Source organism: bacterium, assembly GCA_022763185.1.
Taxonomy (GTDB): Bacteria; Bdellovibrionota_G; JALEGL01; order JALEGL01; family JALEGL01; genus JALEGL01.
Genome location: JALEGL010000005.1, coordinates 213,496 through 229,497, shown reverse-complemented (window position 1 = coordinate 229,497; position 16,002 = coordinate 213,496). Strand labels below are relative to the sequence as shown.

Here is a 16,002-nt window from a genome sequence, read left to right as displayed (position 1 = left end):
TTGCTGGCCATGGCCAATGTCTTGCTCTACAAAAAATAGTGAGTCCACGAAGCTGCTTTATGCAGCTGAGTGCGCAGGGGGTGAGAAAAGCAAAACCGTGTTTTGCTTTTTAAAGGCGCGCCTTACATGAGTTACAGTAACAACAACTGTAACAAAAGCGTTCCTCCATTCTTAAATGAGCTGTTCTCAGTTAGGTCTAGTATAAAATAGCTTTGATTCCAATCTGATTTTTTGTTAAACAATCTAAAAAATTCTTAAAAAAGGGGAAACAATGAAACAGTTTATTTTAGCAGTCTTATGTATGAGTTCTTTAGGCGTCGTAAAGGCACAGAGCCAAACTATCAACGCCAAATATTTGGCTCAATTCACCTGTTACGAGTATATGCTCGATAATTTTTTCACCAAAGATAATTTTAGCTTAGAAGAGTGTATGGAGGGGTTTTTGCTGGCCTATCAAAATCAGGATATAGAAGATGAGCTTTCCAATGCGCAAGGCCCCATGTTGGCTAAAGTCATTGGTTTTGATTTGGTGTCTACGCTTGAAGATTACAATGCCTGTTTAGTGAAGGATTATTGCTCAGAAAAAACAAAAAACTCTCGTGAACGTGATCCAGTTTTTTCTAGTGACGCTTTAATTCAACAATGTCAGCTTGGTTTTACATTTTTTAAAAATTTAGAAAATCAGGACTATTTGGGTGTTAAGGAAGCAGTGATTAGTCGTAATCATTTTAGTTCTGTTTCAGACTCAGAAAAAACAGCTTTTTCTCAAGGGGTATGGCAAGCCTATAAATGTAACTAACAGAATAATTTCTGGGGACATGTAGACACAAGTCGGTCCCCAAGATTAGGTTTGTCTTCTTTTTTTAAACTCCTGCAAGCGTTGCATTAAGGCACGTTCTTGGCCTTGAGTTTTTCCTTCATAATAGACTTTATCTTTTAATGCTTCAGGCAGGCAGGTCATTGGAGTGGTGGCCTCATCATGATTGTGGGCATACTGATAGCCCTTGCCATAGTCTAAATCTTTCATCAACTGGGTTGGCGCATTTCTTATATGCAAAGGCACGGGATACACTTCACCAGACTTTAAATCTTTTTGTACTTTTTTGTAGCTCGCATACACCGAGTTAGATTTTGGAGCGGCACTTAAATAAATGACCAATTGCGCCAAAGCCAAAGCACATTCCGGCATGCCTAAAAATGCGCAACTGTCTTTGGCAGCAATGGCTAAAGTTAAAGCTTGCGGATCTGCATTGCCAATGTCTTCACTGGTAAAGCGAATAAGACGCCTTGCAACATATAAGGGGTCATCACCGGCCTCTAACATGTAGGCCAGCCAATACAAGGCGGCATCTGCATCAGAGTTGCGTATGCTTTTATGTAAGGCAGAAATCACATTGTAATGCTGCTCTTGATTTTTATCATACAAGAGCGTCTTTTTTTGAATAAGACTGGCTAGCTTTTGTTGACTCAGCCTTTCATTCTTTTTTAAAGCATGCAAAGCGGTTTCAAAGATATTGAGCGCATAACGGGCATCACCATTGGCCAAGTGGGCTAAATAAGGAATGACATCATCATCGATACGGTTGGCAAACATGCACAAGGCTTTATCCTCTTTTAGGCTGCGTTTGAGCAAGTACTCAATTTGTTTGTCATTAAGGGGAGGGAGAGTGAACACTTGCAAGCGCGAGAGCAAAGCTGCATTGATTTCAAAGGAAGGGTTTTCTGTGGTGGCGCCCACCAAAACAATTTCACCGCGCTCAACGGCGGGTAAAAACGCATCTTGTTGTGATTTATTGAATCTATGAATTTCATCCACAAATAAAACACAAGCTTGGCCATAGTCTTCAAAACGCCTTTTGGCCCGGGCCATGACGTCTTTGATTTCTTTGATGCCTGAGAGAACTGCAGAAAAAGATAAAAAAGGAAGTTGACAAGAGCTGGCCAAAGCTTTGGCCAAACTGGTTTTGCCACAGCCAGGCGGCCCCCACAAAATAAAGGAAAACGGTTTTTGGCTGAATTGTTCCAGCATGCCTTGGCGCTCAAATAAGTTTTTTAGACCCAAAAAATCATCCACAGTTTTGGGGCGCATGCGCTCAGCCAAAGGCGATTTATCAGCGTGTTGGTTTTCAAAAAGACTGGCGTTCATACTGAGACTATAAATCACATAGACCAAAGTGAAAAGCAATGATACAGACAAATGCATGTCAGAACGATTAAGCAAAGCGCCAAGAGAATCTTATGTAGAAATGATCCAGCAAGTCTTGCCTGGAGACACCAATCCTTTAGGGACTGTTTTTGGTGGAAAAGTCATGATGTGGATTGATACGGCAGGAGCCGTGGCAGCCATGCGCCATGTTAAAGGCAATGTGGTGACGGCCTCCATTGATAAAGTAGACTTTCATGCTTCTGGACAAGTGGGAGATGTCATGGTCTTAAAAAGCAAAGTTACGTTTACCGGCAGAACATCTTTAGAAGTGAGCGTGGAAGTCTTGGCAGAAAACCCAAGAACGGGCAAACGCCAACTCACCACAGACGCCTTTTTGACTTTTGTTGCCATTGATGCCAACCATAAACCCATTGAAGTCCCAGCCTTGGCACCAGAAACAGAAGAAGAGCAAAGAAACTTTTTATTAGGCAAAGCCCGCCGAGAAGCCCGTAAAAAAGCCGAGAAGATGCAAGCTGGATAAGCGAGTCTGCTTTATGCAGGCGAGCCCACGGGGATGAAAAAACAAAACGACGTTTTTGTTTTTGAAGGGGTCGTGAGACCCCTTGTAAAAGGGAGCGAAGCGGGAAGAAGCCGAGAAGATGCAAGCAGGATAAGCGAGGCTGCCCAAAGCAGCCGAGGACACGGGGATGAAAAAACAAATTAGACACTGATTGTGAATAAATCTTGTGGATAAAGAGACGGCTGTGATAAATTTTAGACTTAGGTATTAACATTTTTATCAACGCATAAGGAACTTTATGGCTTTTCAAAAATATTTTATTATGCTGCTCATCAATGTTTGTTTGTTGGGCCTTGTATCATGTTCAGGCTTTCAAGTTGTTTTGGATCAATTCAATCCGCAAACGCCAGTTAATTTAACAGTTCAGTACCCTAACAGCAACGCGGTTACTTCAGAAGCATCACTTGTGGTTAGAGGGAGTTTAGATAGCGACGGAATTGTTTCAGAGTTTACGCTTGGCGGAGTTGCAGTTCAGTCATTGTCGGCAAATTATGAGCTGTGGGAAGTTTCTCTTCCACTGAACCTGGGAAGTAATGACTTTGATGCTAATGTTGAGTTACAAGACGGAACGCAATACAACGAGCAAGACTTTGTTAGTATAGTCCGCTCTGAAGTATTTTTATTCGCTCAAAACATGGTGTTTGATAGCAATCAAAATATACTTTACGTCGTAGATGGAAGACTGCGAGCAATTGTTCGCGTCAATACCAGCAATGGGCATAGAGACATTGTGTCTGCATTTGATTCTGGCAGCGGTGACAACTTTACATTTCCAATTGGCATAGCGGCAGATTTTTTAAACGACACCTTGTTTGTCAGCGACCGTCTTAATAATACACTCTATTCAATAGATACAAACACGGGCAATCGGAGTGTTTTATCGAGCAGCTCTGTTGGAACAGGAACCAATTTTTTATTCCCAGCTGGAATAACATTTGATGCCAGTTTGAACAGGATTTTGTTGTTGGATAGCTTTAACGATGCCATCTTTGCCATAGATGCAACAACAGGAAACCGCAGTGTTTTGTCAAGCAGCAGTGTTGGAACAGGAACCAATTTTTCTAACCCAACTGATATTGTGCTTGATAGCGCTCAAAATACCGCCTATGTTTTTGATGCTGTGCTTAATGCTGTGTTTACAGTTGATTTGAGCAATGGTAATCGGAGCATTTTATCCGATACTGTAACGGGAGTTGGTCCTAATTTCATGGGGGGTAGTGGTTTGGCTTTAGATATATCCAACAATCAGCTCTTGGTTGCAGATACAGCGCAGGCGGCATTGATTGCTGTGGATATTTTAACCGGTAACCGAGCCATTGTTTCCAATGCTTCAACAGGGTTGGGGGTAGATTTTACTTCACCTTCAGACGTTCTGCTCAACCCTAACAACGCTAATGAATTTTGGGTGGTTGACCGTGACAATAACAATATTTTCTCAGTTGGTCTTAGCACGGGTGATCGTGATGTGATTTCTCAGGGTAATGTGGGCACTGGACAAAACTTGGATTTTATTGAGGCTATTGAGCTGGATTGGGTCAACAACACGGCCTATGTTTTAGATCGTTTGGCGCATACTTTATTTCGTATTGATTTAAATAGCGGAAATAGAACAATTGTTTCAAGTGACAGTGTTGGTTCCGGGCCAAACTTTACAAGCCCAAATGATTTGGCTTTAGATTTATTGAACCAGCGTGCCTATGTTTGCGATAATAGTATAGATGCTTTGTTTATGGTTGATCTTACTAACGGAAATAGAACGATTATTTCTGATGGAATGACCGGTACAGGTCCTAATATAGCCTTGCCTTTTGGGATTGCTTACGATGAGGATCACATTATATATATGGTTGATCGTATCTTGCATGCTGTGTTGGCCATTGATGTAAACACAGGTAATCGCACGATTGTTGCAGATGCTTCAATAGGTGCAGGCGATGATTTTTCTCAAATGACAGATATAGTATATAGCCCAAACATTGCTAAAATTTACGTTGTGGATTCTTTTTTGGCAGCGATATATGAAGTTGATCCAGGAACAGGCGATAGAGTGGTTGTTTCAAGTAACAGTGTTGGTACAGGCAGTTCACTGTCTGTAACAGAAGCCATTGCTTTGGATGAGCGTAATAGGAAAATTATAACACTCAACGCCAACAATGCCTTAATTATGTCTGTAGACCTTGTGAGCGGTGATCGTACAGATATTGTTGATGTCAATGACAGTTTTGGACCGGTGAATCTAATTTTATCGGATATTGTTATTGATCCAGTAGGTCAAAGGGCCATGTTTATTGGTTGGAACAGCCTTAAGGCTTTATTTAATGTAAATATAGACAACGGTGAGTTTGTCTATGTAAGTAAATAAAAACGGTGATTAAAACTTAAATCCAAAGCCCAAAAGCCACTCCATGGTGATGGGGGTGCCATTGGCACCAGCAAGGCTGGTAAAAAAGTTGAGATCGCTGGTCACTTCATAGTGATCTCCCAGCGGTAAAATTACGCCTGTACCCAAGCGCATGTCCAAAGTGTTGTCTTTTTCCAGGCGCCCATACCCAAGACCCAGTAGGCCATGAAAAGAAGCGGGTCCAATATAGAGATAGTCATAACGAAGACTTGGAATCATTTGAAAACGAAAGTTATCCCCGATACCAAACAAGGTTAAAAAATTAACGCCCATGCTGTAGCCCAGTTCGTAGTCAAATTCACCGCCAACGCGCATTTGATCTTCCCAGTTTTGTACGTTAAAGGCAGGGCCCATTTTAATACGCAGAGAGTAGTCCCCTGGAGCGGCTGTCATTTCAGCTTGCGCAGATGAAATAAAAAAAACCAGCATTAAGCAAAATGCTAAAACAAATTTTTTAACCATGCTTAGTGTTATAGTGCGCAAGCCTAGACGCGTCAATAATTTTCATCATATCAAAGGCTTGAGTTGGTTTTTTTGTTATATTTCAGTAATCCAAACGCCGCGTTCAGACGTGTTGTCATTTTTATCTTTGAGTTCATCTTCTTCACGTGGTTCAAAGGCGGGCATATCAAATTGTGGGACATAGAGAGGAATGGGTTCAAACTGTTCTTTAGAACGTTCTTTGTCTTGTTTTTGTTTGATGATGTGATTCATAAAACAGCCCCTTTCTTAAAGTACTATGTGTAATATGTTGCAAATTAAAAGCCAAAAACGACTTTTTTAAAGTGCTTAAATTACAGATAGTTATAAGGTAAGCGCACAGAGATTCCAGTCAAGGGGTAGCTTTAATTCTGCCTAAGTGCGCAAAAATGTCACTAAGATTAGGTAGAAGTGCTTCTGTTTTTTATAGGATTTGTAAAGAGCCTTTTTTATATTGATAACGATAAAGTAAGTAAAAACACTTTTTTTTTGCGCTAGTATAAAAAATAAAATAGATTGCTATCTATGATGAAAAATAAATTCTTTTTAACAATTCTTCTAGGGATAAGTTTGCTTAGCTTCACGGCAAAAGCACAAGAAAACAATGGCTTTCACGTAGCAGCAGATTTAAATTTTGGTGTTGGTGTTGCAGCTGATGGTGGTGAAACAGAATCTGATACAGGTGTTGGTGTAAGCTTAAGAGTAGGTTACCAGTTAACAGATGAGTGGATTGGAATGATTGACTTATTTACCACTGCGTACTCCAAAAATGATGTTGATACCAAGAACAATGGTTTTATGTTGGGTGGTCAATATTATTTACAAGACAATGCCTACATTAGACCTTCCATTGGTTTGTCTAAGCTTAAAGTAGACACTGAAATTTTAGGAACCAGCGTTTCAGCAGAAAGTGATTTAGGTTTGGCTTTAGGTTTTGCTGGGGGGTATGAATTTCCTATTAATGATTTCTTGGTTGCAGGACCAACAGCTAGGGTGATTTATAATAACGTTGCTGACGGAGGGACTTTTTGGAACTTTTCAGCAGGTGCAGAAATCAAAGCAACATTTTAATTATTAAACAAATCATAAATTTTATTAAAAGCCCGCACATGCGGGCTTTTTTTATGGCTACAGCAAGCAGTTTTACAATACTTGGCTTAGTGTGTTTTGAATTGTTCAACTAGAGAGCAATGATAAATTGTTCTAGCTGCCATCGGGCAGGAACGGGGCTGGACTTAAACTGCGTGTCCAGGTGATTGAGCTGTGTAAACACCTGATACAATTTTTGACCGGACAAGTGTTTGGATTGCTGTACATATTTTTTCACCGTAAAAGGCGGTATGCCGGCCTTTTTAGCAATGCTGGCAGGAGGGCTAGCTTGAAGAGTTTTGCACAGCATAAGAATACGCGTATGCCGAATCAACAAGCTTAAAACAACCAAAGGGTGGTCACCGCCTTGTAAAATAAATTTTAAGGTTTCCAAAGCTTGTTTTTTCTTCTGTTCAAAAACAAAGTCAATCAAAGTAAAAATATCTTGACCACTGGACTGTAAAATAACTTGATGAATGTCTTCAAGGCTAACCTGTGTTTGAGGATGTTTATACAAGGCAAGTTTTTCCAGACTGTTAAACAGTTTGGCAAGGTCAGCGCCAAGGTAGTCCAATAAAAGGGTGCTGGCTTGAGGGTCAAAGCTTAGGTTTTTTTCTTGGCTAAAGCGTTTTAGCCAAGAACCCATTTCATGAAGAGAGGGCTGCGGGCATTCTTGCAACAGTTTGTGCTTTTGCAAAAGTTTGGTCAGTTTTTTGCGTTTGTCCAGCTTGGGAGCAAAAACAATGATCTGAGTAAAATCTGAAGGCGACTTTAAATAGGCTTCCCAGGTTTTGGTGTCTTCTTCTTTAAAGTCTTTATTTAAATAAACTTTAAACAATTGTTTGGGCGCCATTAAAGCAAAGGTGTTGGCTTGATCAAAAATGCTTTTCCAACCGTCTTGTTCAGCATTGAAATTGACTTCATTGAACTCCCCGGCTTGCTCCATGCTGTCTTTGGCTTTTTGGTATTCTAGATTTTGTAAAAAACGATTGTCACCAAAAAGGATGCGTATGGGTGGAGGCGATTGCACAACATTGTGATGCCTGTATTTGTTTCATATTGCAAGGAGAATTTGCATTTGCTGATTCGCTTGGTGTAGTAAGAGCGGATGAAGCGTTTTTACATGACCACTCCTTTGTATTATGTCAACGACACCCCTCATATAGGCCATGCCTATACCACGGTGGTCGCGGATATCATGACCCGTTATCACCGCTTGTTTGGTGATGAAACCCTTCTTTTAACCGGAACGGATGAGCATGGTCAAAAAGTGCAAAAAGCAGCCTTGGCCAGGGACAAAGATCCACAAGCACACTGCGATGAAATGGCGCAAAACTTTGTGCAAATCTGGAAAGAGTTAAACATAAAATACGATGTGTTTTATCGCACCACAGACAAAGAGCATAAAAAAGTTGTGCAACACTGTTTACAGGAACTGTTTGATAAAGATGAAATTTATGCCAAAGAATACGAAGGCTGGTACGCGCAAAGCGAAGAAGTGTTTTACACAGAAAAAGACTTGATCGATGGTAAAAGTCCACAAGGCAATGAGGTAGAGAAAATTACCGAACAAAATTACTTCTTTAAAATGTCTGCCTATCAAGACAAATTGATTCAATACATTGAAAGCCACGACGATTTTATTTTGCCAAAAAGTAAAAAGAACGAGGTTTTAGGTTTTTTAAAAAAACCTTTGAATGATTTGTGCATCAGCCGTCCCAAAGAGCGTTTAAGCTGGGGCATAGAATTACCTTTTGATTCAAATTATGTCACCTATGTTTGGTTTGATGCCTTGATCAATTATGCGGCAGCTGTTGGACTCAAACAAAAAGAACAACTACACACATTTGAACAATGGTGGAAAAGACCTAATGGCGCCATTCATTTGATTGGTAAAGATATTCTTATGACCCATGCCGTGTATTGGCCTACCATGTTGATGGCGCTTGGCGTTGACTTGCCCAAAACCATATTTGCCCATGGCTGGTGGTTAACAAACAACGATGAAAAAATGAGTAAATCCAAAGGCGCGGTGATCAAACCTTTGGACATGAAAAATTTGGTGGGTGTGGATGCTTTACGCTACTTTTTGATCCGGGATATTCGCTTGGGCAACGATGCGCAGTTTTCTCAAGACTTGGTTGTGAGCAGGATCAATACAGACTTGGCCAACAACTTGGGCAACTTACTTAATAGAGTCAGTAATTTGGTGGGCAAGTATTTTGCGGGCAAGATGCCAGCCATGCAAGAGTTGAGTCAAGAAGAAGAGCGTTTAAAAAACAAAGTTTTGTCACTGAAAGCCGAGGTCAAAAACCACATAGATCATATGGCGCCAGATCAGGCAGTAGGAAAAATCTTTGATGTGTTGACGCAGGTCAATCAATATGTGGATGAAAAAGCCCCATGGAAAATGGCCAAAGAAGATATTGCAAAAGCAGGTCATGTTTTGGCCTTTTGTATTGAATCGATAAGAGTCAGTGCCGTTTTGCTGCAGCCGGTGATGCCAAAGAAAATGCAAGATCTTTTTTGTAGGCTGGGTGTGAAAAATACTAACATTGATCAAGCTGAGTATTTTAAGGTGCTTGATGGTTCAGTAAATATAGAAAAAGCTGAGCCATTATTTCCAAGAATAGACCTAAAGAAAGCCTAAAGGCTAGGGTGTTTTTTCTAAGAGCTGCGTATCAATAGGCTAAAACATTAATAAACAGGTTTTAAAATACTAAGGATGCTTTGCTGAGGCAAAGGTTTTTTATTCTGCCATAAAGCCATGAAGAAAGTTTTTTAGACTGCTTGCGGTATTCAATTTTTTCCAGCACCATGTATTCTAAGGTGCAAAAAATATCTTGAATGGAATGGGGAAAAACTGCTGAGGGTAAATTCCTTTTGTTTCTAAATAACGTGTTGCAAAAAAACTAAAAACGTTTTATATTGGCCGCAAATAATTTTTATATAATCATAAAAATTATTTATTTTTATGCGGGGCTAAAAAACACAGCAGGGGAAAAAATGGTTCAATCTTTAAAACGCTTTAGTATTCACTACAGCTTAATTTTAATTTTACTCAGTCAAAGTATGGTGTCGTCTCTTGCGGCGCAATCACCCAGCAACGTCAAGTCAAAAGCGTATACTCAAGAAAACACAATCCATATGCAAGAGCTCGTTGAGTATGCTCAAAAGCATATCCAAACAGAAGTCAGCATTGAACAAGGTATTCTAAAAGCCCAATTTATTGGGAGGGTGGATCAGCATGATAAAAAACCTCTTCAGTTTGGAGCCGCTATTTATGGCTTGAATGAACTTTCCAAAAAAATTCAAACACTGATTGCTCAAGAAGGGTTTGAAGTTGATGAAGCATATAGCAATATCTATATAAAGTTTATCAGAATAAATGATGCAGAATGTAAATATCCGGGTGCATGTTACTTAGAAATAAGAGGTGGGGAAACATTGCGCTGGAGCCAAGCCCGTTCATTTGAATCTGGATCTCTTTTCAATGCGGTCCTTCCCAGTGCATATGCGCAATCAGGTCACCATCAGCTCAACCAAGAAGAAAACAATAGTTTTATGGCAGGTCTTTCGGATGGAGCATTTGATTTTGACGTAAAAGATGATGCTTTAAATGCTGCGATCAGCGCATCAATTGGAGTTATAATTGGAGTGTTTAACGGTTTGGGACCGGTTGCTTGGACGCTGCTTACAAGTTATGCCGTTTACACGGTTGGAACAGAACTTGTACACTTTGGCAAAAAGCTTTATCAGGGCCAGTATTATGAAGCTGGAAAAGTGTTGGGAGCCCTCTGTAAAGACGTTTTAATATCTGTGTTATCGGGTGTAGCCGGCCAAATTGCAGGGAAAAGCCTTATACGAATGCTGACAAAAGCAGCAAAAAATAATGATAAGTTTGCAATTATAGCCCGTGAGCTATTAAAAATAATAGAGTTGCTTAAGAGCATTAATCAAAAAATATTTAGATCACAAGAGGCAAAGGATGCCTCCGATCAAGGGCCTAAAGACCATGATCTTAATCCCAGTCCCACGCAATCAGAAGCCATAAAGCCAAGTAGTGCAAAACCGACTGACACTGGAGTTGCACAAAAAACACAAGCTTCAGTTAAACAAGAGCTTTCAAACTATGAGGTTACTTCAAAGGGTGACATTGTTAAAAACACAAAAACAAGCACCAAGGATGGAAATCACAGTATTGTACCGGTACCATTTAACAACAGTCAAGAGCAGAATCTCAGTCTAGCTCAATCCAATCAGATCAGTCAATTTGATATAAACTTTGATTTAAAAGATATAGGCATCAGTGAAAAAACAATGATGAGCAGTCCTCAACACGCAACCTTATTGTATGCAAAGGATTTTGGACAAAATTATATCATCCATTTGCCAAAAGGAGGAGCAATTGAGGAGTGGAGAGCTTATGAAAGGTTTCGTCAACAAGAAAATAAATTAGGGGTTAACAATGTTGTCATACCCAGACTTGAGTTGTGGCAAAAAACATACACTGGGGCTAGCCCAGGGACAGACTATACGGATCAAGATGCTCCTAGGACTTATTTGTTTGCCATACAAATTTTGCCTGGCGCAAAACCGAATGAAATGGGTATGAGTGAAGAAGTCTTCTCTAGAAACATGAGCCAAAAAACTAAAGATTTTATTCACGCAATGGATCATTACAACAACAGAAGCAAAGAGCGTTATTGGGGGCAGGATATTCGTATTGAAGGGGATAAATTATACCTTATCAATAATTCAGATCAAAACGTTTATGTTCGATCCCGACCACAAAAGCACAACCTGATGACAGTCGCCGCGGCCAAACAATGGATTGAACATGAAGCCCAATGGACCATAAGTCCATTTGAAACAACAATACAGCCTGGAGCGCAAGATGTTTATGGTTTAACGGATGTTGAGCAGTTAGAAACCATTGGTCACCGCGATGATGCTGAAACGGATGAAAAAAATTCAGATGATGATGAAGAAAATATGGTTTTGATTCAGGAATACCTGGATGACAATGAAATCAAAGTTTGGGATTCGTGGGCTTGCAGGCAGGCAATTTTATTGGGCAACATACCTTCTCAATGCATGATATTGGCCAACAGGCTTTTGGAGCTTTGCAGAATCAGTGTAAAAGAAAAACCTAGTCAACAAATGTGTGAAACTTTACAAAGGCTTCTTGATGCGAGAGGTGAAATTTTAGTAGATACAAGCTTGACGGGGAATAAATATAAAGAAGAGGTAGTAGACAATTTAGAAAAATCTGGACTTATTCAGTATACGCGAAACCTTTTACTTGTTGAAAGTAAGAGCGGTACAATTGCAAACTTCTTTTTTGAGTTTATCAAGCATGTTTATGGCGAGAAACGAGCCGGTAAAGTATATCAATTTTTTAAGAGAGTTGAGCAAAGAGCTTATCATGAAATACTCTACGTGACATATAATGACTTAAAAGAACACACGAATAAAAGTTATTATAAAAATTCAAGATTTTTAAAAAACTTTTTTCCTCGCTTAGAAGCTGTTTTTGATCCTAAGAGATACAAAAGCAGACCAGAAAATAAAATATTTAAAGTTGATCCAGCGGGGCTCAAAAAACTAATTGAGGATTACAAAAAAATTAAAACGGTTTTTCCGAGCCTAAGCTCAGAAAAAATTGATCTTATTTTTAGGATTTATGCTCAAGCATTGAATCATAACATGAACAATCATATGCCCTATCAAGATCTTGAAGTCAGTTTAGAGCAAGATTCAATAAAAGATATACAGTTAAAGATTTACCAAGAAATTTACAACTACAAACCTAAGTTAAGTCAAAAAAAAGCAAATCAAAATCTTGCTTTAGACTATATGCTGCAAATTATAGTAAAAGACGAAATGGAAAAGTATGATGATTCTCTTGAAGATCAAATTGAAAACTTAAGCGAGCACCATATCTTTCAAAGCTTGTCATCTTTTAACGAAGATTTGTTTTTTGATTTTGTTTTTGACGCATTTGAGCCAAGAGTTACGCTTTCGGCCACTCAACCGCAGGTTGATATAGTCTCTCAAAGCACAGTTTTTGAAAAATTTGCTCAAGCCATAAAGTCTTCTGAAGAACAAAAAGCCATTTCTATTCTTCTGTACCATTGGGGCAAAAAAAATAAAAAAGAAAAGGCATATCAGCGTTTGATCCTCTTTATTGAAAAACGTTTGACAAGTATAATTCAAAGTAACTTTGATGCAGTTAATAAAAAGTTAACGGCTGCCAACAATCAAAATAATAGGTTAATGTTGACCGATAAAAATTATTTACCCATGTTGGATCATGCCCGTTATTATTATGTTTATCAGACTGTCTTTTCTGGGCTTGATCAAGAGCAAGAATTTTTTGCTAGAAAATTTGTAGCAGAAAACAAAGAGTTAAAGCCCGGTTTTTTAAAGGCCATGAAGGACGAAGACGCTCATAAGGCGCAAGGTATATTGATTCGATGTTTGGATTTGGTCGGGTCTGAAAATATGTCTATTGCACAAGAGATCAAATCAAGTTTAAAAAAAGTGAAAAAAATAGAAACGGGAGCAGAAACAGAAAACACAGATGAAATAATAGCAGATCAAGAAAATGAATTGCCAGAGTATGCGTTTGTCTTTATGGATGGCTTTGAAAAAAAGTTTGCAAAGCTGCCCAATTCTGTAAAAAAGTTGTATTATGAAAACTTTGTTAATTTTATAAAAGAAAACGGCATAGAAAAATACATTGCTACCTACGGATATAAAGAATATGTGAATAAAGAAAAATTACACTATTCTCCACTGGAGAAAAAAGCTTGGCGGATTCATTGGAAGCATAAAGATGGAATAGTCCATATAGAGTCTATTGAAAAACATCATTAATATAAAAATATACGCACAAGAAAATCCAACAATTGTTTTTTAATGCGTATAAAAGGCACCGGCTACATTTTAGTACTTTTAGTTGATGTATCTCAAAAGATATTTTTTTCTGGTTATTGTATTCTCGTTTGATAAAAAAGGGTTGATGCCAAAGATTAAGCTTAAAACTGGAATCAATATGTATTATGAGCTGCATGGTCAGGGTGAATCATATTTGGTTTTAAATGCCGGCTTAAGTGCGGATCATGGAATTTGGCAAGAAGTTGTTGATGATTTAAAGCAGAGTTTTCGTGTTTTGATTTTTGATAACCGTGGTACAGGCCAATCAGAAACACCTGATGAACCTTATTCAGTTAAGATGTTGGCCAGAGACACATTGGCGTTGATGGATGTTTTAGAGATCAAAAAGACTTATTTTCTTGGACATTCTATGGGGGCAGCGATTGCACAAGAGATTTGTCTAAATTATCCAGAAAAAATTGTAAAAGCTATTTTATTATCGTCATATGACCAAATCTCAGATGTTTCCAAGTTTCATATTGATTCAATTTTTAAGCTTCAAGAAAATAATATAAATTCAAACTTAATTCTTGAAACAGTGTTGCCTTGGCTATTTGGCAGTAAAGTTTTGTCTGATCAAGTTCTATTAGAACATGAAAAAAATAGAATGATCAATAAAGAGTATCCACAAAGCAGTATTGGTTTAAAACATCAAGTCAATGCTTTAAATACATATAAAATCGGTAAAGAAAATTTAAAAAAGATTGATGTAGAAACTTTAGTTCTTGTTGGAGAAGAAGATAGATTAACGCCATTAAGGCATAGTGAAATTTTAAATCAAGAGATTCCAAAAGCACGGTTGAAAATTTACCCAAACTGTGGCCATATGGTCCAATTAGAAGAACCAAAAAAATTAGTTGAAGATATTAAACAATTTTTTTGTTAAGTTTTAAAAGTAATTCTTAATAAGTTAGAGCCTTAAAAAGTTAGAGCCTTAAAAAGTGTTAAGGTTGCACAGTCTGTAAAAACTTTCAGGCAAGGGTTTTTGCTGTTCTTTGTTGTTGGCAAAGACTTCATCAAAAGGGGTATGAGTAATATGACCATTCATATAGCCCAAGATTTGGTTGAATTTTTGTTGACCTATTAGTTCAGCTGTTTTTGCGCCCAATGAAAACGCCAAGATTCTATCCATGGCATTTGGACTTCCGCCACGCTGAACATGCCCCAAAACCAAGTGTCGTGCATCCCAATCAACAAAGCTGTTGATCCAATCGCTTATATATTCAGCAATACCCCCGTAGCGTATGCTGCCTTTTTCACTCATGCCTTTAAAGCTTTCATCGTGTTCAAAGAGTTGTATCGGCTTATCTTTTTCATCGAGAAGAATGGCGCCTTCAGCAACGGCAATGAGCAAATATTTTTTTGAGCTGTTAAAGCGGCGTTCAATGTCTTTTTTAAGTTTATCCAGGCGCATAGGGTGTTCAGGAACCAGAATAATGTCACAGCCCGAGGCCAAGCCAGCATAAGCGGTTAAATGGCCGGTATGCCTGCCCATGATTTCTACAACCATAGCGCGACTATGACTTTTAGCACTGGTTTTAACTTGCTCAATGCTCTGACAAACGGTTTCTACAGCGGTCATAAAACCAATGCTGTAATCATTGTGAGGGATATCATTGTCAATGGTTTTGGGGATGCCCATGATAGGGATATTGAGTTTTTCATGAATTTGTTTGGCTACATACAAGGTGCTGTCGCCACCAATAATAACCAAGACATCTAAAGCATGTTCTTTAATTGTGTTGGCAATGGCATCCAATTTTTCTTGGGAGTTTAAAGGAAAGCTTTTGGCACTTTTTAAAATGGTGCCTCCCATGTGACCAATACCGTCGACAGCATCTGAGTTTAATTTAAGATATTGATTTTCAATCAAGCCATTCCATGAACGATAAAATCCAGTTACTCGATGTCCATGGCTTTCGCTGGCTTTGACCAGACCCATAATGGCATTGTTAAGCCCTGGGCAGTCGCCTCCACCGGTGATAAGGCCAATGTTTAAATTTTTTTTCATTTCAGGCATGTGTTTTTCATCCATTGTTGATAGTTTTCATCCACATTGCTGGCTGCTATGCTTATAATTTCAGGGCAATCGTAGGGATGATGATCTTTTATCCGTTGATATAGCTTTTTTTCTAAATGCGATAAAGTTTTAAAGTAAACCATGAACTCCCGGCTTTCTTCAAGCGTACCTTTCCAAGTATAGACGGAGGTCATTGGGCTTTGAATTTGTATGCAAGCACAAAGTTTTTCTTGCACAACAATACGCGCAACTTTTTTGGCAACAGCCAAAGAAGGAAAACTGCTCATAACAATGCGTGTTGAAGTGTTGCTCATATGTGTCCCTATGAGTGATACCAAAGATTG

Annotated in this window: 13 protein-coding genes; 7 read left to right on the top strand and 6 right to left on the bottom strand. The window is 38.8% G+C overall.

Annotated elements, in window-relative coordinates:
• Nucleotides 1–271 precede the first annotated feature (271 nt).
• On the top strand, nt 272–799 hold the full coding sequence (locus MRY82_02635; GenBank protein MCI5071826.1) for a hypothetical protein: 528 nt from the start codon (nt 272–274) through the stop codon (nt 797–799).
• A gap of 45 nt (nt 800–844) precedes the next feature.
• Here the strand turns inward: MRY82_02635 and MRY82_02630 are convergent, their stop codons facing one another.
• Nucleotides 845–2,146 carry a replication-associated recombination protein A gene (locus MRY82_02630; GenBank protein MCI5071825.1) on the bottom strand — a complete coding sequence of 434 codons (1,302 nt, stop codon included), beginning with the start codon at nt 2,144–2,146 and terminating at the stop codon, nt 845–847.
• 55 nt (nt 2,147–2,201) lie between these two features.
• Here MRY82_02630 and MRY82_02625 point away from each other — a divergent pair, with 55 nt between their 5' ends.
• Nucleotides 2,202–2,687: an acyl-CoA thioesterase gene (locus tag MRY82_02625; GenBank protein MCI5071824.1), complete on the top strand. Its 486-nt coding sequence runs from the start codon at nt 2,202–2,204 to the stop codon at nt 2,685–2,687.
• 277 nt (nt 2,688–2,964) lie between these two features.
• Complete coding sequence (locus MRY82_02620; GenBank protein MCI5071823.1) at nt 2,965–5,088, top strand: hypothetical protein; 2,124 nt, start codon at nt 2,965–2,967, stop codon at nt 5,086–5,088.
• 9 nt (nt 5,089–5,097) lie between these two features.
• Here MRY82_02620 and MRY82_02615 read toward each other — a convergent pair whose 3' ends face one another.
• Nucleotides 5,098–5,589 (bottom strand): hypothetical protein, encoded by a 492-nt coding sequence (locus MRY82_02615; GenBank protein MCI5071822.1) that lies wholly within the window; start codon nt 5,587–5,589, stop codon nt 5,098–5,100.
• Nucleotides 5,590–5,664: 75 nt separating this feature from the next.
• Nucleotides 5,665–5,841 (bottom strand): hypothetical protein, encoded by a 177-nt coding sequence (locus MRY82_02610; protein ID MCI5071821.1) that lies wholly within the window; start codon nt 5,839–5,841, stop codon nt 5,665–5,667.
• A 291-nt stretch (nt 5,842–6,132) separates the two neighbouring features.
• Between MRY82_02610 and MRY82_02605 the strand changes: the two genes are divergently transcribed.
• Complete coding sequence (locus tag MRY82_02605; protein ID MCI5071820.1) at nt 6,133–6,678, top strand: porin family protein; 546 nt, start codon at nt 6,133–6,135, stop codon at nt 6,676–6,678.
• Between the two features lie 109 nt (nt 6,679–6,787).
• Here MRY82_02605 and holA read toward each other — a convergent pair whose 3' ends face one another.
• The gene (gene holA, locus MRY82_02600) at nt 6,788–7,726 is read right to left on the bottom strand and encodes a DNA polymerase III subunit delta (GenBank protein ID MCI5071819.1); all 939 of its coding nucleotides are present in this window, start codon (nt 7,724–7,726) and stop codon (nt 6,788–6,790) included.
• 78 nt (nt 7,727–7,804) lie between these two features.
• Between holA and metG the strand changes: the two genes are divergently transcribed.
• The 3 genes from metG (at nt 7,805) to MRY82_02585 (ending at nt 14,524) form a co-directional block, all read left to right on the top strand.
• Complete coding sequence (gene metG / locus MRY82_02595) at nt 7,805–9,346, top strand: methionine--tRNA ligase (GenBank protein MCI5071818.1); 1,542 nt, start codon at nt 7,805–7,807, stop codon at nt 9,344–9,346.
• 356 nt (nt 9,347–9,702) lie between these two features.
• Nucleotides 9,703–13,578, top strand: coding sequence for a hypothetical protein (locus tag MRY82_02590; GenBank protein MCI5071817.1), 3,876 nt, complete (start codon nt 9,703–9,705; stop codon nt 13,576–13,578).
• Nucleotides 13,579–13,723: 145 nt separating this feature from the next.
• Entirely contained in the window at nt 13,724–14,524 is an 801-nt protein-coding gene (locus MRY82_02585; GenBank protein ID MCI5071816.1) for an alpha/beta hydrolase, read from the top strand.
• 48 nt (nt 14,525–14,572) lie between these two features.
• Here MRY82_02585 and MRY82_02580 read toward each other — a convergent pair whose 3' ends face one another.
• The gene (locus MRY82_02580; GenBank protein ID MCI5071815.1) at nt 14,573–15,673 is read right to left on the bottom strand and encodes an ATP-dependent 6-phosphofructokinase; all 1,101 of its coding nucleotides are present in this window, start codon (nt 15,671–15,673) and stop codon (nt 14,573–14,575) included.
• On the bottom strand, nt 15,646–15,972 hold the full coding sequence (locus MRY82_02575; protein MCI5071814.1) for a divalent-cation tolerance protein CutA: 327 nt from the start codon (nt 15,970–15,972) through the stop codon (nt 15,646–15,648). Before MRY82_02575 ends, MRY82_02580 begins: the two co-directional genes overlap by 28 nt.
• Nucleotides 15,973–16,002 lie beyond the last annotated feature (30 nt).